This window comes from Microbispora rosea, from assembly GCF_900156315.1.
GTDB classification, from domain to species: domain Bacteria; phylum Actinomycetota; class Actinomycetes; order Streptosporangiales; family Streptosporangiaceae; genus Microbispora; species Microbispora rosea.
In genome coordinates this window covers 106,812-129,410 of record NZ_FTNI01000009.1, presented here as the reverse complement: position 1 = coordinate 129,410, position 22,599 = coordinate 106,812, and the positions used below count along the sequence as shown (strand labels likewise).

21 protein-coding genes, 1 tRNA gene and 1 pseudogene are annotated in these 22,599 nt (G+C 67.4%); 17 read left to right on the top strand and 6 right to left on the bottom strand.

Annotated elements, in window-relative coordinates:
- Positions 1–440: 440 nt before the first annotated feature.
- Complete coding sequence (locus tag BXA11_RS15230) at positions 441–1,058, bottom strand: response regulator transcription factor (protein WP_076435201.1); 618 nt, start codon at positions 1,056–1,058, stop codon at positions 441–443.
- Positions 1,059–1,065: 7 nt separating this feature from the next.
- On the bottom strand, positions 1,066–2,274 hold the full coding sequence (locus BXA11_RS15225) for a sensor histidine kinase (RefSeq protein ID WP_204053918.1): 1,209 nt from the start codon (positions 2,272–2,274) through the stop codon (positions 1,066–1,068).
- 155 nt (positions 2,275–2,429) lie between these two features.
- On the opposite strand from BXA11_RS15225, the gene BXA11_RS15220 reads away from it, so the two are divergent.
- The 5 genes from BXA11_RS15220 to BXA11_RS15195 all read left to right on the top strand — a co-directional run bounded on the left by BXA11_RS15220 (position 2,430) and on the right by BXA11_RS15195 (position 8,568).
- Positions 2,430–2,960: a hypothetical protein gene (locus tag BXA11_RS15220; protein WP_076435052.1), complete on the top strand. Its 531-nt coding sequence runs from the start codon at positions 2,430–2,432 to the stop codon at positions 2,958–2,960.
- A 15-nt stretch (positions 2,961–2,975) separates the two neighbouring features.
- Entirely contained in the window at positions 2,976–3,464 is a 489-nt protein-coding gene (locus BXA11_RS15215) for a PH domain-containing protein (RefSeq protein WP_076435051.1), read from the top strand.
- On the top strand, positions 3,461–4,999 hold the full coding sequence (locus BXA11_RS15210) for a PH domain-containing protein (RefSeq protein ID WP_076435050.1): 1,539 nt from the start codon (positions 3,461–3,463) through the stop codon (positions 4,997–4,999). Before BXA11_RS15215 ends, BXA11_RS15210 begins: the two co-directional genes overlap by 4 nt.
- A gap of 716 nt (positions 5,000–5,715) precedes the next feature.
- Positions 5,716–6,102 carry a TraR/DksA family transcriptional regulator gene (locus tag BXA11_RS15200; protein ID WP_076435048.1) on the top strand — a complete coding sequence of 129 codons (387 nt, stop codon included), beginning with the start codon at positions 5,716–5,718 and terminating at the stop codon, positions 6,100–6,102.
- Between the two features lie 876 nt (positions 6,103–6,978).
- Complete coding sequence (locus BXA11_RS15195) at positions 6,979–8,568, top strand: flavin monoamine oxidase family protein (RefSeq protein ID WP_239105197.1); 1,590 nt, start codon at positions 6,979–6,981, stop codon at positions 8,566–8,568.
- Positions 8,569–8,942: 374 nt separating this feature from the next.
- Here BXA11_RS15195 and BXA11_RS44550 read toward each other — a convergent pair.
- A pseudogene (locus tag BXA11_RS44550) lies at positions 8,943–9,464 on the bottom strand (SAM-dependent methyltransferase).
- A 798-nt stretch (positions 9,465–10,262) separates the two neighbouring features.
- Between BXA11_RS44550 and BXA11_RS42100 the strand changes: the two are divergent.
- Positions 10,263–11,948, top strand: coding sequence for a zinc-ribbon domain-containing protein (locus BXA11_RS42100; protein ID WP_076435044.1), 1,686 nt, complete (start codon positions 10,263–10,265; stop codon positions 11,946–11,948).
- Positions 11,941–12,747: a hypothetical protein gene (locus BXA11_RS42095; RefSeq protein WP_143734283.1), complete on the top strand. Its 807-nt coding sequence runs from the start codon at positions 11,941–11,943 to the stop codon at positions 12,745–12,747. Before BXA11_RS42100 ends, BXA11_RS42095 begins: the two co-directional genes overlap by 8 nt.
- Positions 12,748–13,013: 266 nt before the next feature.
- On the opposite strand, the gene BXA11_RS15170 is transcribed toward BXA11_RS42095, so the two are convergent.
- The gene (locus BXA11_RS15170) at positions 13,014–13,613 is read right to left on the bottom strand and encodes a hypothetical protein (protein ID WP_076435043.1); all 600 of its coding nucleotides are present in this window, start codon (positions 13,611–13,613) and stop codon (positions 13,014–13,016) included.
- A 297-nt stretch (positions 13,614–13,910) separates the two neighbouring features.
- On the opposite strand from BXA11_RS15170, the gene BXA11_RS15165 reads away from it, so the two are divergent.
- Together BXA11_RS15165 and BXA11_RS43655 are read left to right on the top strand one after the other, a co-directional pair.
- Positions 13,911–14,099 carry a helix-turn-helix transcriptional regulator gene (locus tag BXA11_RS15165; protein ID WP_076435042.1) on the top strand — a complete coding sequence of 63 codons (189 nt, stop codon included), beginning with the start codon at positions 13,911–13,913 and terminating at the stop codon, positions 14,097–14,099.
- Positions 14,096–15,340, top strand: coding sequence for a tyrosine-type recombinase/integrase (locus tag BXA11_RS43655; protein ID WP_239105196.1), 1,245 nt, complete (start codon positions 14,096–14,098; stop codon positions 15,338–15,340). Before BXA11_RS15165 ends, BXA11_RS43655 begins: the two co-directional genes overlap by 4 nt.
- Positions 15,341–15,482: 142 nt before the next feature.
- Here BXA11_RS43655 and BXA11_RS15155 read toward each other — a convergent pair whose 3' ends face one another.
- On the bottom strand, positions 15,483–15,824 hold the full coding sequence (locus BXA11_RS15155; RefSeq protein ID WP_143734282.1) for a hypothetical protein: 342 nt from the start codon (positions 15,822–15,824) through the stop codon (positions 15,483–15,485).
- A gap of 241 nt (positions 15,825–16,065) precedes the next feature.
- Positions 16,066–16,139 (bottom strand) — tRNA-Arg (locus tag BXA11_RS15150).
- A gap of 361 nt (positions 16,140–16,500) precedes the next feature.
- Between BXA11_RS15150 and BXA11_RS15145 the strand changes: the two genes are divergently transcribed.
- The 8 genes from BXA11_RS15145 (at position 16,501) to BXA11_RS15115 (ending at position 22,573) form a co-directional block, all read left to right on the top strand.
- Positions 16,501–17,316: a phosphotransferase enzyme family protein gene (locus BXA11_RS15145; RefSeq protein WP_076435040.1), complete on the top strand. Its 816-nt coding sequence runs from the start codon at positions 16,501–16,503 to the stop codon at positions 17,314–17,316.
- Positions 17,317–17,357: 41 nt separating this feature from the next.
- Entirely contained in the window at positions 17,358–18,317 is a 960-nt protein-coding gene (locus tag BXA11_RS15140) for a cobalamin biosynthesis protein (RefSeq protein ID WP_076435200.1), read from the top strand.
- Positions 18,314–18,460 (top strand): hypothetical protein, encoded by a 147-nt coding sequence (locus BXA11_RS43125; protein WP_159454779.1) that lies wholly within the window; start codon positions 18,314–18,316, stop codon positions 18,458–18,460. The genes BXA11_RS15140 and BXA11_RS43125 overlap by 4 nt, the downstream gene beginning before the upstream one ends.
- Before the next feature lie 10 nt (positions 18,461–18,470).
- Positions 18,471–18,881: a thiol-disulfide oxidoreductase DCC family protein gene (locus BXA11_RS15135; protein ID WP_076435039.1), complete on the top strand. Its 411-nt coding sequence runs from the start codon at positions 18,471–18,473 to the stop codon at positions 18,879–18,881.
- Positions 18,882–18,973: 92 nt separating this feature from the next.
- On the top strand, positions 18,974–19,882 hold the full coding sequence (locus BXA11_RS15130) for an ABC transporter ATP-binding protein (RefSeq protein WP_030509665.1): 909 nt from the start codon (positions 18,974–18,976) through the stop codon (positions 19,880–19,882).
- Complete coding sequence (locus BXA11_RS15125; protein ID WP_030509664.1) at positions 19,863–20,663, top strand: ABC transporter permease subunit; 801 nt, start codon at positions 19,863–19,865, stop codon at positions 20,661–20,663. Before BXA11_RS15130 ends, BXA11_RS15125 begins: the two co-directional genes overlap by 20 nt.
- Entirely contained in the window at positions 20,663–21,715 is a 1,053-nt protein-coding gene (locus BXA11_RS15120; RefSeq protein ID WP_076435038.1) for a PucR family transcriptional regulator, read from the top strand. The genes BXA11_RS15125 and BXA11_RS15120 overlap by 1 nt, the downstream gene beginning before the upstream one ends.
- A gap of 84 nt (positions 21,716–21,799) precedes the next feature.
- Positions 21,800–22,573, top strand: a complete 774-nt coding sequence (locus BXA11_RS15115; protein WP_143734280.1) for a glycosyltransferase — start codon at positions 21,800–21,802, stop codon at positions 22,571–22,573.
- Positions 22,574–22,599 lie beyond the last annotated feature (26 nt).

Here is a 22,599-nt window from a genome sequence, read left to right as displayed (position 1 = left end):
CTCGCATCTGAACCAGGTACCCTCCTCAGGCTTGTATTCGGCTCGCTTGAGCTGATGAAACAGCTCATCCAGGCCGTCCACGTCCTGCGCCTGCTCGGAACCGCTGGCTAACGTGTAGACAGTCAGGGTGGTGCTGAATGTGCCGAGCTGGCGTCGAAGTATTCGTGCATTTCGCCAGCGCTTGGGCGCTTGGGAGACCACAAGTTCCCCAATTTCGACGCAGAGCTTGTGCGTTCGGTCATGCGACATGGTGCGCAGGAGCACAAGCGCACCTACCGGCGCTGGCAGCGCGAAGCGCCGATGCACCTGTGGCAGCTCGATCTGGTCGGCGGGGTGCCGCTGGCCGACGGACGGGAATGCTCGCGACCACCTGACGTCCCCCGCCGTACCAGGTTGGCGTGCTCAAGCGCCCACCCGGGATCGCCTTCTGCGGAATCGGGTCAGGACAGCAGGCCGCGTTCCAGCGCCGTCATCACCGCCGCCGTGCGGTCCGAGACGCCGAGCTTCCTGAAACAACGCAGCAGGTACGTCTTGACGGTCGCCTCGCTGATGAACAGTTGGTCGCCGATCTCGGCGTTGGTCAGGCCCTGGCCGACCAGCCGCAGCGCCGCGCACTCGCGCTCCGACAGCGCCGGCTGTACGGGAGTCCTGGCGCGGAAGAGCTTGCCCGCGAGCGATGGGGTGAGCACGGTCTCCCCGCGGGCGGCGCCCTGAACCGCGCCGATCAGCTCCTGCCGCGAGCTGCCCTTCAGCAGGTAGCCGGCCGCGCCCGCCTCCACCGCCCGGAGGATGTCGGTGTCGTCCTCGTACGTGGTGAGGATGACGACCTTGCTGCCCGGCAGCCGCCCCAGTATGTTCCGAGTGGCGGCGACACCGTCCATGCCGCCCATGCGCAGGTCCAGCAGGATGACGTCCGGCCGCAGCACGTCCGCCTGGACGACCGCCTCTTCTCCTGAGCCGGCCTCGCCGATGACAGTGATGCCGTCGGCGGACTCCAGCATCGCGATGAGGCCCTCGCGGACCACCGGATGGTCGTCGGCCAGCAAGACCTTGATCAGCTGTCCATCAGCCACGGGCCGCCTCCATGGGGATGTGCACCTCGACAGTCGTGCCCGCGCCCGGCCGGCTGCCGATCGTCACCGTTCCGTCGATCTCCGCCACCCGGGCCCGCATGCCGCGCAGGCCGTACCCGCCCTGGGCGTCGTCCGGGTCGAAGCCCTCGCCGTCGTCCCGGATGAGCAGGCGCACGGCGTCCGGCTCGAAGGTCACCTCCACGTCCACGCCGCGGGCCCGCCCGGCGTGCTTGCGGACGTTGGCGATCGCCTCCTGCACAGCGCGCAGCAGGACGACGTTGACGGGCATCGGCAAGGGCGCCTCCTGCCCGTGCACCGAGGTGCGCACGTCGAGACCGGTCTCGGCGACCAGGCCGTCCGCGTGCCTGCGTACGGCCTGCACCAGCGACCCTCCGCGCAAGGTGGGCGGCGTGCGAGCGGCGACGAAGTCCCGCGCCTCGGCAAGGGAGTCCTTGGCCACCTGCCCGGCCCGCGACAGATGGCCGGCCGCCTGTTCCGGCTCGTCACGCATTCTGGACTCCGCGGCATGGATCAGGCTGATGATGCTGGTCAGGCCCTGGGCCAGGGTGTCGTGGATCTCCCGGGCCAGGCGTTCGCGTTCGGCCGAGATGCCGGCCTCGTGCGACAGCCTGGCCACCCGCTCCCGGCTGCGCCGCAACTCCTCAATGAGCTGGGCGCGTTCCTTGCTCTGCTGGGTCACCCGCTTGATCCACAACCCGAGCAGGATCGACAGCGCGAAGCTCAGCAGCGAGATCGCCAGCACGCCCCAGACATCCGCACCGTCGGCCCAGACCAGCGTCAGAGGAAAGAGGTTGACGACCCCGAGCAGGCCGACGGCCCACGTCATCGGCAGGCTCATGATCAGCATGGGAGACACGGCGAACAACGCGAAGGAGCCGATGAGGCCGAACGTCGTGGTGATGCAGAACAGCAGCACCAGCCCGAACGCGAACACCAGGTTGCGCGGCCCGTACGTCTTTTCGATCATCGGGCGACGGCCGAGCATGGCATACCAAGGCACGATGAGCGTCAGCGCGCCGATCGCGAGGGAGTGGCCGAGCCCGGAGTCGGCCGAGATGAACAGCAGCACCGATGTGACCAGGTAGGAGACCGCGAAGAAGGCGTCCCACAGACCGAACCAGCCGATCCTCAGCTCGGCCTCCTCGCTCTGCCGTCCGTTCGCCTCAGGCCGTACTCGCACGTCATCAGTCGTACCACGCCCGCACGTGTCCATCGATCGGTTGACAACCGGACCAGCCGTTCGGTCGTCTCGGCGCGAACGCCGGATTTCTAGCGTGGGAAGCGCGAAACGTGCAATCGGCACGGATATCCAGCGATTCGGAGAATCAGTCCCCTATGAGTCAGTTCCTTGCCGCCCTCATCGCGAGCGGAACCATTCTGCTCATCATCCTGGCCACCGACCTGGGACAACGCCGCATCACCATCATGCGGATGTCGCGCTCGGTGATCGCCGTGGCCGTCATCATCGCCATTTTCGTCCATTCCTTCCCGACGCAGGGAAACGACCTGTCGCTGCAACTCGTGGGAGTCGGCACCGGACTGATCGGCGGTCTGATCGCCGGCGCGCTGCTGCCCGCCCACCGGCGTGAATCCGGTGAGCTTTACACCGTCGGGGGCATCGGATACGCGCTGGTGTGGATCGTGGTGTCCGCCGGGCGGGTGATCTTCGCCTACGGGGCCGAGCACTGGTTCGCCGAGGGCCTGGTCCGCTTCTCCATCGACTACCGGATCAGCGGGGCCGACACCTACGCCAATGCCTTCGTGTTCATGTCGCTGGCCATGGTCCTGGCGCGCACCGCCGTGCTGGTGACCAAGATGCGCAAGCTCAAGGCGGCGGCCCAGCCGCACCTCGCCGTCAGCCGCTGAAGGAAGGCGACGACAATGAGCGATCTTAGGCTCCGGCCGCCCCGCAACCGCGTCGCCTGCCGGTCGATCGGCTGGTGGAGCGCGCAGGCCGCGGTGTTCGCCCTCCCCTTGCCGCTCACCTTCGCGATCCTGTGGGCGAGCATCCCCCCGACCCGTGAACTGTTCATGTGGCTCACCCTGATCTCCCTCGTGCCCGGCCTGCTCTACGTGGCCGTCATGCCGTACTGGCGCTACCGGGTGCACCGATGGGAGGTCACTGGCGAGGCGGTCTACGCGGCCTCCGGATGGCTCTGGCAACAGTGGCGGGTCGTGCCGCTGTCCCGAGTGCAGACCGTGGACACGCTGCGCGGGCCGTTGCAGCAGCTGTTCGGACTGTCCGGCGTCAGCGTGACCACCGCCTCCTCCTCCGCGGTCCGGATCAACGGACTCGACCGCGAGATCGGCGACGAACTGGTGGCGTACCTGACCAGCCGCACCCACGTCGTACCGGGGGACAACGCATGACCTCCACCGCCACCCCGCACCGCGGGCGGCTGAGCGGCCGGCTGATCGTGGTCAGCCTGGGCGTCCCGGCCGCGCCGCTCGCCCTGTTCCTGCTCAGCCTGCTCGTCGCAGGCGGTGAGACGAACCTGCAGGTCCTCATCACTCTCGGCTCGTTGTTCCTCACCTGCCTGGTCGTCGGCGGGTTCGGGCTGGCACGGCTGCTGACCACCCGCTACCACCTCACTGGAGAACGGCTGGAGCTCAGCTCGGGCCTGCTCTTCCGCAGCCGCCACGCTGTCCCGCCGGCACGCGTGCGCAGCGTCGACGTGACCGCCAACCCGCTGCAACGCCTGCTCGGCCTCACCACGCTCAGGATCGACACCGGCGGGCAGGGCGGCGGGGGGCTCAAGCTGGACGGTTTGACCGCGGCGGACGCCGCCGAGTTGCGCCGCCGGATCCTCCAGTGGCGCGAGACGGGTCACGCCCTGAACGTGACCGAGGACGCCGGCCTCATCTGCGAGCTGGATCGTGCCTGGCTGCGGTACGCGCCGCTCACCGTCTGGGGGGTCGGCGGCGTCCTGGCCGCGGCGGGCAGCGTCTACCGCACCCTGCACGAGATGAAAATAGACCCGCTCGAACTCGGCGCCGTCCAGGACCTCGTTCGCCGTTTCGGCTCGGTCCCGCTCTGGTACGGCCTCCTGCTGGCCACGCTCGCCCTCATCGCCCTCGGCGCGGCCTGCTCGACGCTCACCTTCATCGAGAACTGGAGCGGGTACGAGCTGCGGCGCGCGGAAGGAGGCGTCCTGCGGGTGCGCCGCGGCCTGCTGGCCACCCGGTCCGTGAGCATGGAGGAGAGCCGACTGCGCGGCGTCGAGTTGGTCGAGCCGATCCCGCTGCGCTGGGCCGGGGGCGCCAAGCTCAACGCCGTCACCAGTGGCCTGGGCGACCGGGACGAAAACCGCAACCGCCGCGCCCTGACCCCGCCGGTCCCCCGCGCAGAAGCCCTCCGGGTCGCCGGCCAGGTACTCACGGAAGAGTGGCTGCTCAACAGGGCGGGTCTGACGCCGCACCCCCGCGCCGCGCTGCGCAGGCGGATCAACCGGGCGCTGATCGCGGCGGTCCTCGTCGCCGCCGCCCTCGCCGGTCTCGGGCTGTGGCTCGGCCAGGCGTTCGTCACCGCCGGCTGGATCACCGGCGTGCTGCTGGCGCCGATCCTGACGGTCTTCGCCTGCGACGCCCACCGCACCCTCGGCCACGGACTGCGTGGCCACCATCTCGCCATGGCGTACGGGACGTTCGCCCGGCGGACCGTCGTTCTCCGGCGGGACGGGATCATCGGCTGGATGGTCACCCGATCGCCGTTCCAGCGCCGCACCGGGCTGCTCACTCTCGGAGCCACCACCGCGGCGGGGGACGGCGTCTACAAGGTCCGGGATGTGTCCGTGGACCAGGGCCTGGAGCTGGCGGAGGCCGCGGTGCCCCGTCTGCTAGCCCCGTTCGTCGAAAGCGTGGCGTCGAATTCACCAGGGCGGAGGATGCGCGCCGGCGCCCGCTGAAGAACCCTGGAGAGTGCACTCCAGTTCCTCGACCGCGTCCGTGCCGGACGCGGTCACGCGCTCGGAGCCGCCGTCGCTGGCGTTGGGGGCCGGTAGCGACTTGGCGCAATTGTCCTTCTGGCTTCCGTTTGAGTTGTGAGTGAACTCCTTTTAGTCCGCCGACTCGCCTGAGGACCCACCTCCACCTAACGAGTCGCATTACAGGTATCTCGCTCCGGAGCTGCACATGGTGCCTAACACGAAGCTCCTGAATGCCGCAGGCGCCGTATCTCGCACGGCTCGGCTCGGCGTGCAGCAGATATCTAATACGTCGGCCGATACTTCAGGTGGCGCCATCGCCAACCTAATGATCGCTGATCATCATGGGCTCTGCGCCCAGCCTGGCCGCGCACCAGGCCCGACCCGAGGAACTGGCCGCGTGGATCCGCGCCCACTGGCACATCGAGGCCCTACACCACATCCGCGACGTCACCAACATCATCGCCCAAGCCAAGCGCCGCCATGCCCAAGACTCCACCCCCTGCCTCCTCACTCTTGGCCCCGCGACTCTTGGCCTCGCGTAATCAAACCAGACAAAACGAGAGAACACCGGAGCCCTGGCCCCGGCGAAGGCCACCTGAAAACGCTCCCCTCCCTTGGATAAGTGCTTCGTGACCGGCCGCCCGAGCCGGCCGAAAGGGCTGCGAATAACCTGGTTGGGAAGGTGAGGAACCGTGATGACCGAAGACCATCGGGACGCCGCGCTTTCCCCCTCGGAGCAGGCGACCATGCGAGAACTGCTCGACGCCGACCGTCAGATGACCACGGCCCGCGTCGCCATGCTGGGCCGTGACCGGGACGAGATCGTCGAATCGTCGGCGCTGACGGCCTCCGACGACGAGCATGACCCCGAGGGAACGTCCACCGCCTTCGAGCGGGCCCACGTCCAGGCCCTCCTCGAACAGGCCCTGACACACCTCGCCGATCTGGACCTCGCCTTCGAGCGGCTACGCGAGGGGAGCTACGGGATCTGCGAGAAATGCGGGCAACGCATCGGCATCGAGCGCCTGATGGCCCTCCCGGCTACCAAGACCTGCGTCATCTGCGCGTCCGGCCGCCGCTGAGCTGTTGAGGGGTATCCCGTGGGATCCGACGTCAACAGGGATGACTAGAGAACGCTATCGACTCGTTGGGTGCCCTCCCAGGTCCTCAGCCTCGGATATTCGCTTGGGAATGCAATCAGGTGCACCCAACAGGTGAATCGTACGGAATGGGATCGCCGTCTGTTGGTGAGTGGGGACGGGAAAGGACTCGTCGGCCGCTGCGTTCAGTCCAGCGTGGGTCAGCCGGCCCTTGTCGACGAAGCCGAGGGGATGCTCAGGCTCGCGTGCCATCACTGCGGCAACGGCCTCACGGAGCCCGACGACGGTCTCGCAGATGGCCAAGACATCATCAGTTGTCAGCTCTGGCGGCTCGCAAGGGCTCGACACCGCGCCTCAATTCGCTCCCTTCCCCGGCCAGCGGCACAGGGAAGGTCTGGGATGCCCAAGGTCGTGGAGGATCTCCCCCGCCCCTATGGATCACCTGCCCCTGGCTGGCCGGTCCCTCGCTGTGCACTGGGTGTGGGGACGGTGGACGTGAGGGGGCTCCACGACCGCCAAGCCGGGGGAGGTCAGATGATCAGACGGCTACCCACCGAGACAGGGGCGTGGGGGGATCGATGCGGGGACGTGGCCGACGACCCGTGTTGCTCCACTGGACGCCTCCGGCGGAGGCGCGCTCCGGCTCCGGGATGCCCGCGAGCTGGAGAGCGCGGGCCGGAATTGGCTGGGGTCGGAGCCCGCGCATCCCTTCCGATGTCGACCCGGGCGGAGCCCAGGAGGCACGCCCAGAGCGCCGCCATTCCTGAGGAAATCCTGAGAAATCCTGCCGAAACGTGATCGTTGATCTACGGCAACAGATCGTGCTGACACTGACCTCCACAGATCATGGAGGTGGCTGTGAGCTACAGCAGGCGCGGATTCCTGACCGCAGTGGGTGCCACTGGAGGCGCTGGAGCACTCCTGGCGACGATGGGCGCGCTCGGTCTCGCACCCACCGCGGAGGCGGCGACCGGTGCTTCATTCGTCCCCCCGCAGCCGTCCGACTTCACACTCACCGGCAGAGGCGCCAAGAAGGTTGTCGTGCTCGGCGCCGGGATTGCCGGCCTGGCCACGGCGTACGAGCTTGGCAAGGCGGGCTACGACTGCACCGTCATCGAGGCCCTCGACCGGGTCGGCGGCCGCAACTGGACGATCAGGGGCGGCGACAGGATCACTGAGATCGACGGCTCCACCCAGATCGCTCGGTTCTCCGACGGTCTCTACCTCAACGCCGGGCCGGCCCGGCTCGCCCAGTGGATGGTCACCGTCGACTACTGCCGCGAGCTCGGCGTCGATCTGGAGGTCTTCACCAACTCCAACGCCCAGGCGTACATCTTCAACGAGGCCGCCGGAATGACCGCGCCGGTCCGCTGGCGCACGGCGAAGGCCGACGTGTACGGCTACATCTCCGAGCTGCTGTCGACCGCCACCGACGCCGGCGCGCTGGACGGCAAGCTGACCGCGGACGACAAGGAGCGCCTCCTGACCTTCCTGCGCGGGTTCGGCTCGATCGGCACCAAGGCGAGCGGTTTCACCTACACGGGCGGCGAACGCCGGGGATACAGCACCGACCCGGGCGCGGGCGAGCAGCCGGGCACGGAACTGGGCCCGGTGCCGTCCCTGTCGGAGGTGCTCGCCAGCGGCGTCGGCCAGCGGTTCTCCTTCGAGTTCGGCTATGACCAGGCGATGCTGATGTTCCAGCCGGTCGGCGGCATGGACGCCATCCCCAAGGCGTTCGCCGAAGCCGTCGGCAAGAACAAGATCTTGCTGCGCTCGAAGGTCACGAAGATCACCGACCTGGCGGACGGGGTCGAGGTCGAATACCAGGACAGTCACGGCAGGACGCGCACGATCAAGGCCGATCTCTGCGTGGCCGCGATGCCGCCGCACATCCTGGCGAGGACGCCGCACAACCTCGGGCCCGACGTGCAGGCCGCGCTGTCCACGCCGGTCGTCACGTCATCCGGCAAGATCGGCCTGGAGTACCGCCGGCGCTGGTGGGAGACCGACGAGAACATCTACGGCGGCATCACCAACACCGACCTTGACCTATCCGTCCTCTGGTATCCCTCCTACGGGTACGGTGGGCGGCGCGGGCTCGTCGTCGGCTACTACAACAACGGCGCCAACGCGGACGCCTACGCCGCGCTCACCCACCCGCAGAGGGAGAAGCGCGCGATCGAGCAGGGCATGAAGATCCACGGCGCGAAGTACCGCGACGAGCTGGTGAGCTCCGCCTCGGTCTCCTGGAAGCTCCAGCCGAACATCGAGGGCGCCTGGGTCAGCTGGCCGTCCCGCCTCGGCGGCTACCAACTGCTCAACAGACCGGCCGGCCACGTCCACTTCGCGGGTGACTGGCTCAGCTACATGATCGCTTGGCAGGCGGGTGCGCTGGAGTCCGCCCGCAAGACGGTCACCGACATCCATCAGCGGGTCCTGGCGAACTGACTCGGAAGGCGCCACCGGCCGCCGGGCGGACGTCGTCACGCCCGGCGGCCGGAGGCGACTCGAACCGATGGCCACGGTGACCTCATCGTTTTCTTGCGTGCACGACCGGACCGCGCGGCTGGTACTCCACATCCAGCCCGGCGCACACTCCCACACCCAACGGATTCCTACCGTGTGTAATCCCACCGCCGATCCACCAGTGGTAGCGCCAGCCCTGCGGCCCGAACTCCACCCACACATCGACCCATCCGTCAGCGGCCGACCCCATCGACACCAAGGCCACCCCCTGGTACTCGCGGACACCGCTTGTGATCCCGAGATGACCAGTTCACCCTGTAGCCGCTCAGCGAGCACTTCGACCGGAGACGTCCCGCTCACCGCTTGACCCCGATCCCGCCCAGGAACGGGACATCAGGGTCCGAGGTCAGCACCCGCTCATCCGGCCGCCACCGCCGCAGGTTCACCCGACCCGGCTCAACCAACTCCAGACCCTCGAAGAACCAGCGGACCTAACCCGCCGAACGCGGCACCACCGGCGCGTTCGCCCGCTCATACGGCCGAGCCGCCGCCGCGTACTCCGGCCGCGCCTTCACATGCGTGACCACCAGATACGACCCCGGCGCCATCGCTTCCACCAGCGCCCCGACCACCCCGTAAGGGTCCTGATCCTCAGGGATGAAGTGCATCACGGCCACCAGCAGCACCGCCACCGGCCGCGACAGATCCAAAAGCCCGCCTACCTCCGGATCGGCCTGTCTACGCCAAGTGCATCGAGGGGCAACGCGAGATGGCCAACCGCAAGATCTTGGACGCGCTCGCCGTATGAAGGACCTTAAGCGATCGACAGGACCCCGGGAGATCTCTCGGGGTCCTTCGCCGTACGGGCCTCGAACCATTCCACGAGGCGCCGAAACGCCGGGGTGAGAATGCCCAGGTCAAGCGGGGGATGGGCTGATGAGCGGAGCGCGCCCTGAGGGATTCGAACCCCCGACCGTCGGATTAGAAGTGGATCGCCGTTTCTCGGCCAAAGGATGCGCTGACCTGCAGGTGATCGCTCAGTCTCTCTCGCCTGGAGCAAGGCTATTCCGAGCATGTTCCGGATCTTGCCGCACGTGTCTAAGGGCCGACTCGGGGTGCGATTGCTGACATCCTGCTTGCAGACCGGGCTGACCATTAGGGCGTACGGCCGCGACCTGGGCGACAGGCAGCCCGTGAGTGGCCGTGAGTTCCCCCTCTTGACCGCCCTTAATGGCACGGCGATCATGCCCTCGACCTGCTGCGGCAAGAGTATGCATAATCTTTCCTTATCTCTGTGATAGCCACCCGACCGTGGATCCATCAAGGGCAAGAGGCGCTCCTCGGCGACTCCTCACCAGACGTGCGAGCGAGCGCGCTTCAACGAGGAGTCGCGCGAAGTACACGACCGTCTATGTCAGCCACTGTCCCGTTTCGCCCTCGCCCCCAGGTAACTCAGCAGTTGGCCGGCCCTCGCTCATCGCTGTGCACCTGGTCCAGCCAGGCCCGCCGGTGTCTCTACACAGTCGTGACCGCTCATCCGCAGCCCATCAACCTGACCCAGCGGCGGGAGGGAGACGCACGGCTGTCACTGACTCTCTCACTCCATACATATGGCAGGACGCAGTGTCATTGGTAAGGTTTCTTTCGTCGCCAGACGTCTAGACCAGGGAGACAAGATGTCAGAGGATGAGCGGTCTGGCAGCATCTTTGAGGCGCGGGCTGAGCACCTTACCCGCGGCGAGCTGGAATCCTGGACCGCCCTCTCAGAGCGCGAAACCAAAGTAGTAGCTAAACTGAAGGCTACTGGCGCCAAACTACTGATTGGACCTCGCGGTTCCGGTAAATCTACGCTAATGCTTCTCGCTTACTATCAGCTCCTGGATAGCGGTGACGTTTTTCCTGTCTACGTCAACTACGCTAAACATCTTGCGCTTGAGCCGATCTTTAAGGCTCGCCCTGATGCCACAGAGCTTTTTAGACAGTGGGTTCTTGCAAAGGTGATCCTCGGCCTTCACGAAACAGAGGCATCGACAGGAAGAACAACTCCAGGAGAGTCAACCGACCGCCTAGCGGCGTCACGGGAGTTTATAGAAAGCCTCGAAGTTGGAATCGTTCCCAACGAATTCCAACGAGTGTCTCCCACTCAGTTAATTTCACACATTAATGCTTATGTGGCATCGGCTGGACGCAAGAGAGCAGTATTGCTGTTTGACGATGCAGCGCACGCCTTCTCTGCACAACAGCAGCGTGAGTTCTTCGAGATCTTTCGGCAACTCCGCACACGAACGATCGCTCCGAAGGCGGCCGTATATCCAGGAGTTACTAACTACTCCGCAAACATGCATGTCGGCCACGATGCAGAGGTACTTGAGGCTTGGTACCGGGCGGACGATCCAGCTTTCTTGGAAACAATGCAAGCGGTGTTGAGTCGGCGACTTCCGTCCGAGATGCACGAGGAATTCCACGGCGACCGCGTTGAACTACTGCACTACCTAGCTCTGGCCTCATTCGGCATGCCGCGTAGCTTCCTTACGATGATTCAAGAAGTGCTCGACTACGATGAAGACGAGGGAGCACATAAGCCTCCTACAAGGCGACGTGCAGATCTAGCCATTGAGAGAAATGTGTCGATCGTCCGCACCGTATTCGAAAGCACTGGGGAAAAAATACCCAGGTACTCAAACTTGATCACGGAAGGTCGACGTCTCGAAGATTCGTTTCTGAAGAATCTATCTCGCTTCAATGCAAGTAAGGGTGTGGGCCAGAAGACAGTGACCATAGGAGTAAAGCGCCCACTTACGAAAGAGTTCCAGCATGTTGTAGACCTCATGGCATACGCGGGAATAATTCGGACGCTCGACTCCCAGTCTCGAGGGAGCGCCGGGGTGTTCGAGCGCTACGAGATGCATTCTTCGTTCATCATCAACGCCAATGCGCTCTCCCTAGGGCGAAGCCCATCAACACGTGAGATCGTAAGTGCGTTGATCAGACGTCCGCCATCTACCCTAGTGCGGGGTAAACCCGAGACCTTCCTCGGCGATGACTACCGGTCGCGATGCACATTGAACCTTACCCCATGCAGCAATTGTGGTGCGGCCCGCGTAAGTGAAGATGCCCAATTCTGCATGAAGTGCGGAAAGCCGCTGACTGATAAGTCAATTTACCATGAGATTCTTCAGCGCCCTCTTAGCGACCTGCCAATTCCAGAGAAGAAGAAGAAAGCACTGGCGAAGACAAGCCTTAGCTCCATTCAAGACGTTCTGCTTGACGTCGAATTCAAGGAACTGTTGCGAGGACCCTATATCGGACCTGTCTGGGCTAAAAAAATATATTCTGCCGCCGAGGAGTACGTGAGTGTCTAACTCACCGGAGGTTCGCGTATGCGACTCGAGTCCAAGCGTATTATTAGACATCGCCTCCGCTTGTCAGCCGCATACGGAAAGTCGCCAGGCACCTATTGATGATTACTATGATGCAGCTGAATCAATCACGCTAGTAGGAAAACCAAACCTCCTAGCAGACCATTCGGTACTCGGCCGACTACTGTTGCTCGGTCATGTTGGAGCGACAGAAGCCTACCTTCGATCGTTACTCGTGGGTCTTCTTAATATATGCCCACTGTGCAAAGCCCATGCCGGTGCTCAAGTCATCCCCTTCGCCAGCGTCCACTATTACGATGCCAATGAGGTCGCTTACGGACTATTCGATGGGACCAGTTTGGCGGGCGGGCCGGAGATCAAAAAGGTGGTCAAGAAACTGACCGATATCGACCTTCCGAACAATGGAGCTTTACATACTGCTCTTCGGAAGTTCGATGTGTTGTGCCATCTTAGACATGCTGCGGTCCATGCCCATGGGAGCATTGGCACCGGAAATGCGGCAGCACTCGGCGTCGCCAATGCCGGTCGCCGCTTAATTCTGGACATTGACCTAGCCAGGGTTCATGAAGCTGCCATGATATGCCGAAGCCTCGTCCAGGAGATGAATCAGCACCTTTTTCAGTCAACCTTCAAAAAGTGGCGCGACAAAGGTTTACTTGTTCGCGACTATTCCGCAGATCGACAGCGATTCCAATCTCTGTATTCATTGTTCCGAAGTAAGCGCGACGTGCCATCGAAGGCACTGCCACCAAAGGCGGCATATCAACGACTTATGTCTTAATTTCGTGCGCCTTGCTATGCGCGCGGCCCGGCCCCTGCTCTTCTCTCGTCCTCCTCGTAGCTGCCGACCCCCGGGACGGGACCGCCGTGTCAAGGGTGAGCGAAGCTGATCGCGAAGCGACGCCGCAGGCGCCCTTGACTCGGCGGGCACGGCCGGGACACTTGAGCAGCGAGGAGGACGGTGGTCACCAGGTATCGAAAGCAGATGATCCGGCGTCACCGCGGACCGCGAGCATGCCGTTCGGCGCACCGCCTGTTGAGATGCCCTTACAGATAGTCCCGCCAAAACGAGACCGTTGCATGCGGCTGCCATGTCTCGGTGCGTTCGGGGCGCGGGTCCTGGAACTCCTGGTTAATGTAGTCGAGCAGGTTGGTCCCGTAGTAAATGATGTCCGTGCCCCGCATGGATAGGACCGGATGTCCGAAGGTTCCACGTCCGGCCGGCAGGAACCGATGCGCATAGACCGGGACCATTCTGGGAACATCCGCCAATCGCACCCGGGCTATTTCGACAGCCGCAAGAGGGTCGTTCGGCCGCTCGCCCCAACTCGATCGCCAGTGGCCACGCTCGACGTCCCACAGGAGATAGTTGACTGGCCACTCGACATGTTTGCGCAGCGCCTCAGGGTCACCGTTGCGCCAGTCGGGCCAGGGGTTCTCCCACGTCTGGCCCTCTTCCCAAGGCTGACGCACGGGTAACCCTGCTGCCAGGAAAGCGTGGTGGTCGTCGGCGAACTCGAATCCGTACTCGTGCTCGATGCGAGCAAACCCCGCCTCGGAAAGTCCTTCCTCAATTTCACAGCAGCCCAGCTGAGCCAGGCGACGCGCGGCTTCCGTACCCAGCCGGGAACCCTCTTTACCGACCACCCTCCGAACATAGCGCCTACAGCTTGTAGCGCTGGCCTAGCCAGGGGGCACGTGTCAGCGATAGCGGGTGGAACCGGGGGTCTGGCGGTGTGTGTTGCCGATGTCAGCGGGCTTATTGGTGGGCGGAGGAGAGTAAGGCGGGCGGCCCGAGCTGCCGGCGGCCGGGACCGGCCGCCAGGCCGCATGCCCGGCCGCCGAGCGGGCGTAGGGCCGCGAGGCGGCGCGCAGCGCCGCCCTTGACCGGCTCCAGGCCGAGGCAGAGGGACAAGTTCTTTCGGCAACTGAAGGGAGGGCGGCATGAGAAAGGACGACAAGCTGATGACGGTCCCCGAGATCCTCGACGAACTCGGCGTGTCCGTCCGCACCTTCTACCGCTGGCGCGAGATCGGCAAGGCACCCCAGGGCTTCAAGCTCCCCAACGGCGAGATTCGCATTTACCGCAGCGAGTTCGCCGCCTGGTTGGAAAGCCTCCGGGAGGCGGCGTGAACCCGACCTACAACGTGAAGTTCTGGGAGATCCGCGCGAACAAGACTTCCCAGGGGCCAGGGAAGCCGAAGCGGGTCGTCTCGCACACCGTGCGGTGGACAGTGGACACCCGCGAGAAGTCCTCGACGTTCCGAACGAAGGGCCTGGCCGAGAGCTACCTGTCGGACCTGCGGCAGGCCGCCAAGCGCGGCGAAGCCTTCGACCTTGAGACCGGGCTCCCTGAATCCATGGTGAAGGCGAAGAACGCTCGCACGTGGTTCGCCTTCGCCGTCGCCTACGTCGAGACCCGCTGGCCTCACTCGGCGGCCAAGAGTCGGGAGGGCATGACAGACGCGCTCTCCAACGTCACGCCCGTGCTCACCAGCGACCGGCCGGGCCGACCCGATGACGAGGCCCTACGGCGCGCTCTCCGAGAGTTCGCGCTCGTGCCGGCTGGCCGTCGTCCGGCTCCTACGCCTGAGATCGCGGGCGCGCTGCGCTGGCTGGAAGCGGCTTCGTTGCCTCTCACTGCCTTGGAGGACGCGAAGCATGCACGGGCGGCCCTGGAGGCTCTCGCGCTCCTCCTCGACGGCTCCGCAGCGGCAGCCTCGACCTACCGGCGCAAGCGGGCCGTGTTCCATCACGCCCTGGACTACGCCGTAGAGCTGGAAGAGCTTTCGGCAAATCCGCTCGACCGGGTGAAGCTACGCCGTCCCAAGTCGACGGATGAGATCGATCGGCGCGCGGTGGTGAATCCCGCCCAGGCGCGCGAGCTGTTGACGGCCGTGACCTACTGCGGCCGGACGCGGGGGCCAATGTTGGCGGCCATGTTCGCCTGCATGTACTTCGGCGGCCTGCGTCCGGCTGAGGCGGCCGGGCTGCGTGAGAAGGACTGTCATCTTCCCGAATCCGGCTGGGGCCTGCTCACCCTGGAGAAGACCAAGCCGCAGAGCAACAAGCGCTTCACCGACTCGGGCAAGACCCACGACGATCGCGGGCTCAAGCACCGCAGCGAGAAGGACACGCGGCAGGTACCGATCCCGCCCGAACTGGTCGCCATCCTCCGCGAGCACATCGAGCGGCACGGCGTCGGTGACGACGGACGGCTCTTCCGTACGAGGACGGGTGGTCTCATCTCCGGCTCGGCCTACTCGAAGGTCTGGAAGGAGGCACGGAGCTACGCCTTCACGCCGAGCAGGTCGCCTCTCCTCTCGCTGCCCGGCCGTACGACCTGCGCCACGCGGCCGTCTCGCTGTGGCTGAACGCGGGAGTCCATGCGCCGGAAGCCGCAGAGCGGGCCGGCCATGGCATAGACGTGATGCTCAGGGTCTACGCCAAGTGCATCGACGGCCAACGCGACGTCGCCAATCGGCGCATAGAGAGCGCGCTCGTCGGGTGACCCTGTCAGTCGCCATCCAGGTGAAGCTCCAGCGCGGGATTCGCTGCGCACTGTCGGGCAAGGTCCTCGAACTTGCGGATCACCCGGACGTCTTCGGCTGTCACGGCGAAGGCTCGAAGCCGAGCAAGCTCTTCGATGAACTGCGGCATCTCAGCCGATGTCAGGATCACGCTCCCGTACGGGTCGATTCTCTCCAGCATCGGATTCATGCTGCGCCCACGGATCTGATCGACGAGGCGAACGAACGAATCATTGTGATCCAACGCCGTGGCAGCGGGCGTAAGCCTCCTGCTCTTGGGGCTGGACCCTGGTTGTTCCACCCGCATCAGCACGGCGTCGACGCCCATGATCACACCTTACTCAGGGCCCGGTTCCCCGCCGGGCCCTTCGGCGTGCCTGGGCCCCGGGATCGTTCCGGAGAGCGGCGGAATCCGCCTGGCGACCTGCGGAAACGTGGCCAAGATCATTCCGGATATATTCCGGGAGTGGCCGCCTGGGGCTGCATCTGGTGGCGTCCGGCTGCATCCTCCGTGACGGCCCGATCATGTGAAAGGCCAGCTCAGAGGGCATCTGGGCTGGATGGGGGAGCGCGCCCTGAGGGATTCGAACCCCCGACCGTCGGATTAGAAGTCCGATGCTCTATCCAGCTGAGCTAAGGGCGCTCGTGCCTAATTCTGCATGATCCGGGGACCGGGTACACACCCGGTTTCCCGGACATGGGCCGGCGCATGCCGCCTGTGGGCCTGTGGGCCTGGTCGCCGGGGCCGCCCGGCCTGCGTCGATGCCACTCGGACACGCGCCCGTGCCCCCTCTGGGGGATGGCCCGATTCGGCGCAGGAAGGCCAGGAGGGGTTCCACGTGCCCGCGCAGGCCATCCTCGAAGGCCGCGACCCCGTCCCTTCGATGCCGGTGGCCGTCATGCCTTCTCGCCCCGTGGATGATCGTCCGCATGGCGAGACGTTTTCCTGTTCTTCGTGCTTTCCGGCGGAAATGTGATCGCCTGCGGGGCTAAAATCCAGCGCCATGTCCGTACGCGAGATCCCGCTCATCGGAGACGTCTCCGAGGGGGTCGTGCGGGTGGGGGCGACGGTGCGGCGGCCGATGCGTTCCACGTCGCCGTCGGTCCACGCGCTGCTGCGCCACCTGGAGTCCGCCGGGTTCGACCGGGCGCCGCGCGTTCTCGGCACCGACGAACGGGGCAGGGCGATCCTCACGTACGTCGAGGGTGTGGTGCCCGCGCATCCCCTGCCGGCGTACGCGGTGAGCGACGAGGCGCTGATCACTCTGGCCCGGCTGCTGCGGCGCTTCCACGACGCGGCGGCCTCGTTCCGCCCGCCGCCCGGCGCCGTCTGGGAGGACGGCTCGGCGCCGGAGGGCCCCGCCGAGCTCGTGGGCCACTGCGACGTCACCCCGGCCAACGTCGTCTTCCGGAAGACGACGCATGAGCTCCTGCCGTACGCGCTGATCGACTTCGACATGGCCAGGCCGACGACGCGGCTGTTCGACGTGGTCACCACGCTGCGGCACTGGGCGCCGCTGGCCGATCCGCTGGACCGCGACCCGGTGCAGCGGTTCCTGGACGCGGCGGCCCGTGTGCGGGCGTTCTGCGACGCGTACGGCCTGCCGCCGCGGGACCGGCTCATGCTGGTGGAGACGGCCAGGATGCGGTTCGGCCGCTCCTACGCGCTCATGCGGGACCGGGCCAGGACGCTCGGCGGCGGCTGGGCGCGCATGTGGGACGGCGGCGCGGGCGGGCGGATCAGGCGTGCCGCGGCCTGGCTCGACGCCAACGAGGACGCGATCCAGCGCCGCCTCCTCGGCGACGAGCCCCTCTCATGACAAACGGGCACGTACGGCAGAATGCCTGCGTGACCCGGATCATGGACGGTGCCACGGCGGCGGGACTGCTCGCCGGGGCCGCGATCGACGCCGCGGTGGGAGATCCCCGGCGCGGTCATCCCGTCGCGGTGTTCGGCAGCCGGGCCGCCGCCCTCGAAAAGCGCATATATCGCGACTCGCGGTTAGCGGGCCTGGCCTACACCACCGTCTGCGTCGGCGCGGCGACGGCCGCGGGACTGCTCGCCGAGCGGGTGACCCGGTCGAGCCCGATCGCACGCGCCGCGGTCACCGCCGCCGCCACGTGGGCGGTGCTCGGCGGCACGACGCTGGGCAGGGAGGGCACGCTGATGGCCCGCTCGTTGCGGGAGGGCGACCTGGCCGCCGCCCGCGCACGCCTTCCCCATCTGTGCGGACGCGATCCGTCCGGGCTCGACGCCGCGGAGCTCGCGCGGGGCACGGTCGAGTCGATCGCGGAGAACACCTCGGACGCCGTCGTCGCCCCGCTCGTGTGGGGGGCGCTCTTCGGCGTGCCCGGCCTGCTCGGCTACCGCGCGGTGAACACGCTCGACGCGATGGTGGGCCACCGGTCGCCGCGCTACGCGAGGTTCGGCTGGGCCTCGGCCCGGCTGGACGACGTGGCCAACTACGTGCCGGCCCGGCTGACGGCCCTGCTCACCACGGGTCTCGCCGGTCTGGTGGGCGGCTCTCCCCGCCGCGCGGCCGCCGTGTCGATCAGGGACGGGCACCGCCATCCCAGCCCCAACTCCGGGCGCTGCGAGGCGGCCTTCGCCGGCGCCCTCGGCGTGCGTCTCGGCGGGGCCAACGACTACGGCGGCAGGGTGGAGCACCGTCCGGAGCTGGGCGACGGTCCCCGCCCGTCCGTCTCGGACATCCCCAGGTCCGTACGGCTGGCGCACGCGGTGTCGTACGCGTCGGTGGGCCTGGCCGTCGCCGCACGCCTGGTGCGCGGACGGGCACGCCGAAGGGAAGATCGACGATGAGCGTGCTCGTCCTGCTGCTGGTCTCCGCGGTCGTCTTCAGTCTCGCGGTCGCGGTGATCCTCGTCGTCGTGCTGGCGGTGCGCGCGTCGCGGCGGCCCGCGCCGCCACCACGAGACCGGAATGATCCGTCCCAGGATTGGTAGGTACGCCGGCATGAGCGGAGGAAATCGAGGGAGCCGGGAAAACGGCGGAAGCGGGGAGAACCGGGTCCTGCTGGTCTTCGACGGCGACTGCGCCTTCTGCCAGGCGTGCGTGAACGCCGGGCACCGGATCCTGCCGTACATGCCCGCCGTGCGGGCGTGGCAGGGCCTCGACCTCGACGCGACGGGCCTGACGCGCGCGGAGGTCGAGACGTCCGTGCAGCTGCTCGGCCCGGACGGGCTGCGCGCCCACGGCGCGCGAGCCATTGCGCTGCTCCTCGTCCTGCAGCCGCGTACGGCCTGGCGCGTGGCCGGCCGGGTGATGCTGACGCCACCGGTGAGCTGGGTGGCAGAGGCGGGCTACCGGCTGGTCTCGCGCTACCGCCATCTGCTGCCCGGCTCCGCCACGTGCGGCACGTCTTGACCTCCGCTTTGCCGAAGGTGCGAACGAACGCGACCGGCAAGTGTCCGGAAGCGGGCATACCCCGCGGCTGACGGGAGCGCCACCATTGCGGCATGACAGCAGTGGTGGAGACCGAAGGACTGACGAAGTTCTACGGTACGAGACGAGGCCTCGAGGACCTCACCCTCGAAATCCGGCCGGGCGAGGTCTTCGGCTATCTGGGGCCCAACGGCGCCGGCAAGACGACGACGATCCGGCTGCTCCTCGACGTGATCCGGCCGACGTCGGGCCGGGCGACCGTCCTCGGCGCCGACACCCGCGATCCGCGCGTACGCGCCAGGATCGGCTACCTCCCGGGCGAGCTTGCCCTGGAGGGCCGGGAGCGGGCCCGCAACTACCTGCAGTTCCTCGCCGACGTGCGCGGCGGGGTGAGCCGCGGCAGGATCGACGAACTGGCCGAGCGGCTCGACGCCGACCTGTCCGTCAGGATGGGGGAGCTGTCCAAGGGCAACAAGCAGAAGGTCGGGCTCATCCAGGCGTTCATGCACGAGCCCGAGCTGCTCATCCTGGACGAGCCGACGAGCGGGCTCGACCCGCTGGTGCAGCAGGAGTTCCTGGCCATGGTCCGGGAGGCGCGCACGGCCGGCCACACGATCCTCATGTCGTCGCACGTGCTCGCCGAGGTGGAGCACGTGGCCGACCGGGTGGGCATCGTGCGGGCGGGCCGTCTCGTCGCGGTCGAGGACATCGCCGCGCTGCGCGAGCGGGCCGTACGGCACGTGGAGCTCCACTTCGACGCGCCGGTCCCGAAGGAGTCGTTCGAAGGGCTTCCCGGCGTACGCGACGTGGTCGTCCAGGGGGCGAGCCTGCGCTGCACGATCGACGGCAGGCCCGACGCGCTGATCAAGGCGGCGGCCCGCTACACCGTGGTCCACATGGTCAGCGCCGAGCCGGACCTGGAGGAGATCTTCCTGACCTACTACAGCGAGGAGGAGGGCCGTCATGCCCACGCTGGTGCGTAAGACCCTGGTGGAGTATCGCCGCGCCCTCATCGGATGGACGGTCGGGCTGTGCGCGTTCCTCACGATGTACATCTCGATCTACGCGAGCATGATGAACGACCCCGAGACGTTCAGCAAACAGGCCATCGCCAAATATCCCGGCGCGTTCAGGGACCTGATGGGCGGCATGTCCGACATCGCGACCGGGCGCGGCTACCTGCAGGCGGTCGCCTACCAGCTCCTCGGCCCGCTGCTGTTCACCATGTGCGCCGCGATCCTCGGCAACCGGGCCATCGCCGGCCCGGAGGAGGCCAGAACGCTGGAGCTCACGCTGACGCTGCCGATCGACCGCAGGCGGCTGCTCCTGGAGCGCTGGGCCGCGCTGGCGCTCGGCCTGCTCGCCGTGGCGCTGGTGACGCTGGCCGTCGCCACCGGGGCGGCGTCCGCCGCCCACATGGACGTGCCGTTCGGCAGCATCCTCGCCGCGCACACGGGGCTGTTCCTGCTCGTGCTGTTCTTCGGGACGCTGACGCTGTGCGTGGGCGCGGCCTTCGGGCGCAAGCAGGTCGCGCTCGCCGTGGTCGGCGTCTGGGGCGTCGCCGGATACATCGTCGAGACCATGGGCAGGAGCATCGACGCCATCTCCTGGCTGCGCTGGCTCTCGCCCGTCCACTACTACCTCGACGGCAGGCCGCTCTATCAGGGCTGGCCGTACGGTGACTACCTTGTCCTGCTGGGTGCGACGGCCGTCCTGCTCATGACGGCGCTGCTCGCCTTCGAACGGCGTGACGTAGGAGTCTGATGGACAGCGTTCTCGCTCGCGTGAGCGAGGCGACCGGGGTGCCCGCCGACTTACTCGGCGGGTTCCTGTCGGTTCTGGCCGCGTCGGCCGCCACCGGCAGGTTGCCCGGTCGCGCCGACATGGACGGCTTGCGCGAGTGCGGCGCCCTCGCCGCCGAGCGCGGCATTCCGCTGCGGGTGCTCGCCGACGCCTGCCTGCACGCCGCCGAGATCACCGCCGGCGGGGCCTTCGGCGCCGTACGCCGCGGGATGGCCGCCTACATCGAGGGATACGAGGAGGCCCAGCGCGCCGCACTCCGGCAGGAGGAGGAGGCCCGTCGCCTGTTCGTCGACGACCTGCTGCAGGGCAGGGCGGACGCCGAACGCGCCGAGCACTTCGGCCTGCGGCTCGCCGGGGGATACATCGTGACCGTGGCGAGGCCGCGGCCCCCGGTGGCGGCCGGGGATCCGCTGGCCGCGAGGATCGAGCAGGCGATGGTGGCGAGGTTCGGCTCGCACAACATCCTGGTCGCGGTCCGCGAGGGCCTGCTGGTGTGCGTGGCTCCGGCCGCGCTGGCCGCCGCGAGCGGCGAGTTCACCCACCACGTGCGTGCCGCGCTCACCGACTGGCGGGTGGGGGTGGGCCGCCCCCACCAGGGCCCCGGCGGCATCGTCACCTCCTACCGGGAGGCGGTCAACGCGATCGACCTCGGCGAGCGGCTCGGCCTGCGGGCCCAGGTGCTCAAGGCGGCCGATCTGCTGGTCTTCCCGGTGCTGCTGCGGGACAGGGACGCGATCGTGGACCTCGTCTCCACCGTGCTCGGGCCGCTGACCTCCGCGCGCGGCGGGCCCGAGCCGCTGCTGGAGACGCTGGAGGCGATCTTCGCCTCCCAGGGCAACCACACGGCGGCGGCGCGCAGGCTCGGCGTCAGCACCCGGGCGATCACCTACCGGCTGGAGCGGATCAGGAGGCTGACGGGCTTCTCACCGAGCGATCCCACACAGCGGTTCACCCTGGAGACGGCCGTGCTCGGGGCCCGCCTGCTGGAGTGGCCGGCCCACCCTCTGGCCTGATCGAGGCATCCCCCGCCACTTTCAAGGTATAGGCGGCGGGGGAACTTGCGGCAAGACCCCGGCGACAGCGCACAATCGGGGGCCGTGAGCCGGGTCGGCCCACGGGTCCAGGCCCCGCCGACGCCCGAGCAACGCCGGCGGATGATCGAGGGCACGGTCGCCGTCCAGTTCGCCGCGATCCCCGCGGCGGCCGAGGGCTGCGACGTCATCGTGGCGGGCGGGGCCATGTCGATGGCCGCCCACTCGGTGGCGGAGCGGCTGGGGATCGCCTACGTCTACGTGAGCTACTGCCCGGTCACGCTGCCGTCGCCGCACCATGCCCCCGTGCCCGTCTGGGGGCAGGCGCCGGCGGACGCGACGGCAGGCAACCGCGCGCTGTGGGCCGAGGACGCGCGGCGCTGGAACGGCACCGTCGGCGCCGCGATCAACGCACACCGGGCCGCGGCCCGCGCGCTCGGACGCCGCGTGATCGTGCTGCGCGGCTGGGCCGGCCTGTCCCCGGCGGACGACGGACCCGATTGCCTGCCGGTCGACGAGGTCGACCAGCAGGCGCTGTTCCCCCGGGTCGCCGCCGTCGTCCACCACGGCGGCGCGGGCACCACGACCGCCGCCGCGCTGGCCGGGGCGCCCCAGGTCGTCGTGCCGCAGCTCTACGACCAGCACTACTGGGCGCGGCGGGCCGGCGATCTCGGGATCGGGATCGCGGATCCGCCCGCCGCGCCGACCGCCGAGTCGCTGGCCGAGGCGCTCGGCCGGGTCCTCCATCCCGATGTGGCGGCCCGCGCCGCGTCTGTGGCGGGCGAGGTGCGCACCGACGGCGCCGAGGTCGCCGCGCAGCGCCTGATCGATGGCGCCTGATCGATGGCGCCTGATCGCCATGGCGG

Bases quoted from the DNA above. Each gene is read 5' to 3' on its own strand.
- BXA11_RS15140 (WP_076435200.1), top strand. From the start codon at position 17,358: ATGGACGGTGCCACGGCGGCGGGACTGCTCGCCGGGGCCGCGATCGAC.
- BXA11_RS15220 (WP_076435052.1), top strand. From the start codon at position 2,430: ATGAGTCAGTTCCTTGCCGCCCTCATCGCGAGCGGAACCATTCTGCTC.
- BXA11_RS15210 (WP_076435050.1), top strand. From the start codon at position 3,461: ATGACCTCCACCGCCACCCCGCACCGCGGGCGGCTGAGCGGCCGGCTG.
- BXA11_RS15145 (WP_076435040.1), top strand. From the start codon at position 16,501: ATGTCCGTACGCGAGATCCCGCTCATCGGAGACGTCTCCGAGGGGGTC.
- BXA11_RS15200 (WP_076435048.1), top strand. From the start codon at position 5,716: ATGACCGAAGACCATCGGGACGCCGCGCTTTCCCCCTCGGAGCAGGCG.
- BXA11_RS15135 (WP_076435039.1), top strand. From the start codon at position 18,471: ATGAGCGGAGGAAATCGAGGGAGCCGGGAAAACGGCGGAAGCGGGGAG.
- BXA11_RS15125 (WP_030509664.1), top strand. From the start codon at position 19,863: ATGCCCACGCTGGTGCGTAAGACCCTGGTGGAGTATCGCCGCGCCCTC.
- BXA11_RS43125 (WP_159454779.1), top strand. From the start codon at position 18,314: ATGAGCGTGCTCGTCCTGCTGCTGGTCTCCGCGGTCGTCTTCAGTCTC.
- BXA11_RS15165 (WP_076435042.1), top strand. From the start codon at position 13,911: ATGAGAAAGGACGACAAGCTGATGACGGTCCCCGAGATCCTCGACGAA.
- BXA11_RS15155 (WP_143734282.1), bottom strand. From the start codon at position 15,824: ATGGGCGTCGACGCCGTGCTGATGCGGGTGGAACAACCAGGGTCCAGC.
- BXA11_RS15120 (WP_076435038.1), top strand. From the start codon at position 20,663: ATGGACAGCGTTCTCGCTCGCGTGAGCGAGGCGACCGGGGTGCCCGCC.
- BXA11_RS15215 (WP_076435051.1), top strand. From the start codon at position 2,976: ATGAGCGATCTTAGGCTCCGGCCGCCCCGCAACCGCGTCGCCTGCCGG.
- BXA11_RS15130 (WP_030509665.1), top strand. From the start codon at position 18,974: ATGACAGCAGTGGTGGAGACCGAAGGACTGACGAAGTTCTACGGTACG.
- BXA11_RS42100 (WP_076435044.1), top strand. From the start codon at position 10,263: ATGTCAGAGGATGAGCGGTCTGGCAGCATCTTTGAGGCGCGGGCTGAG.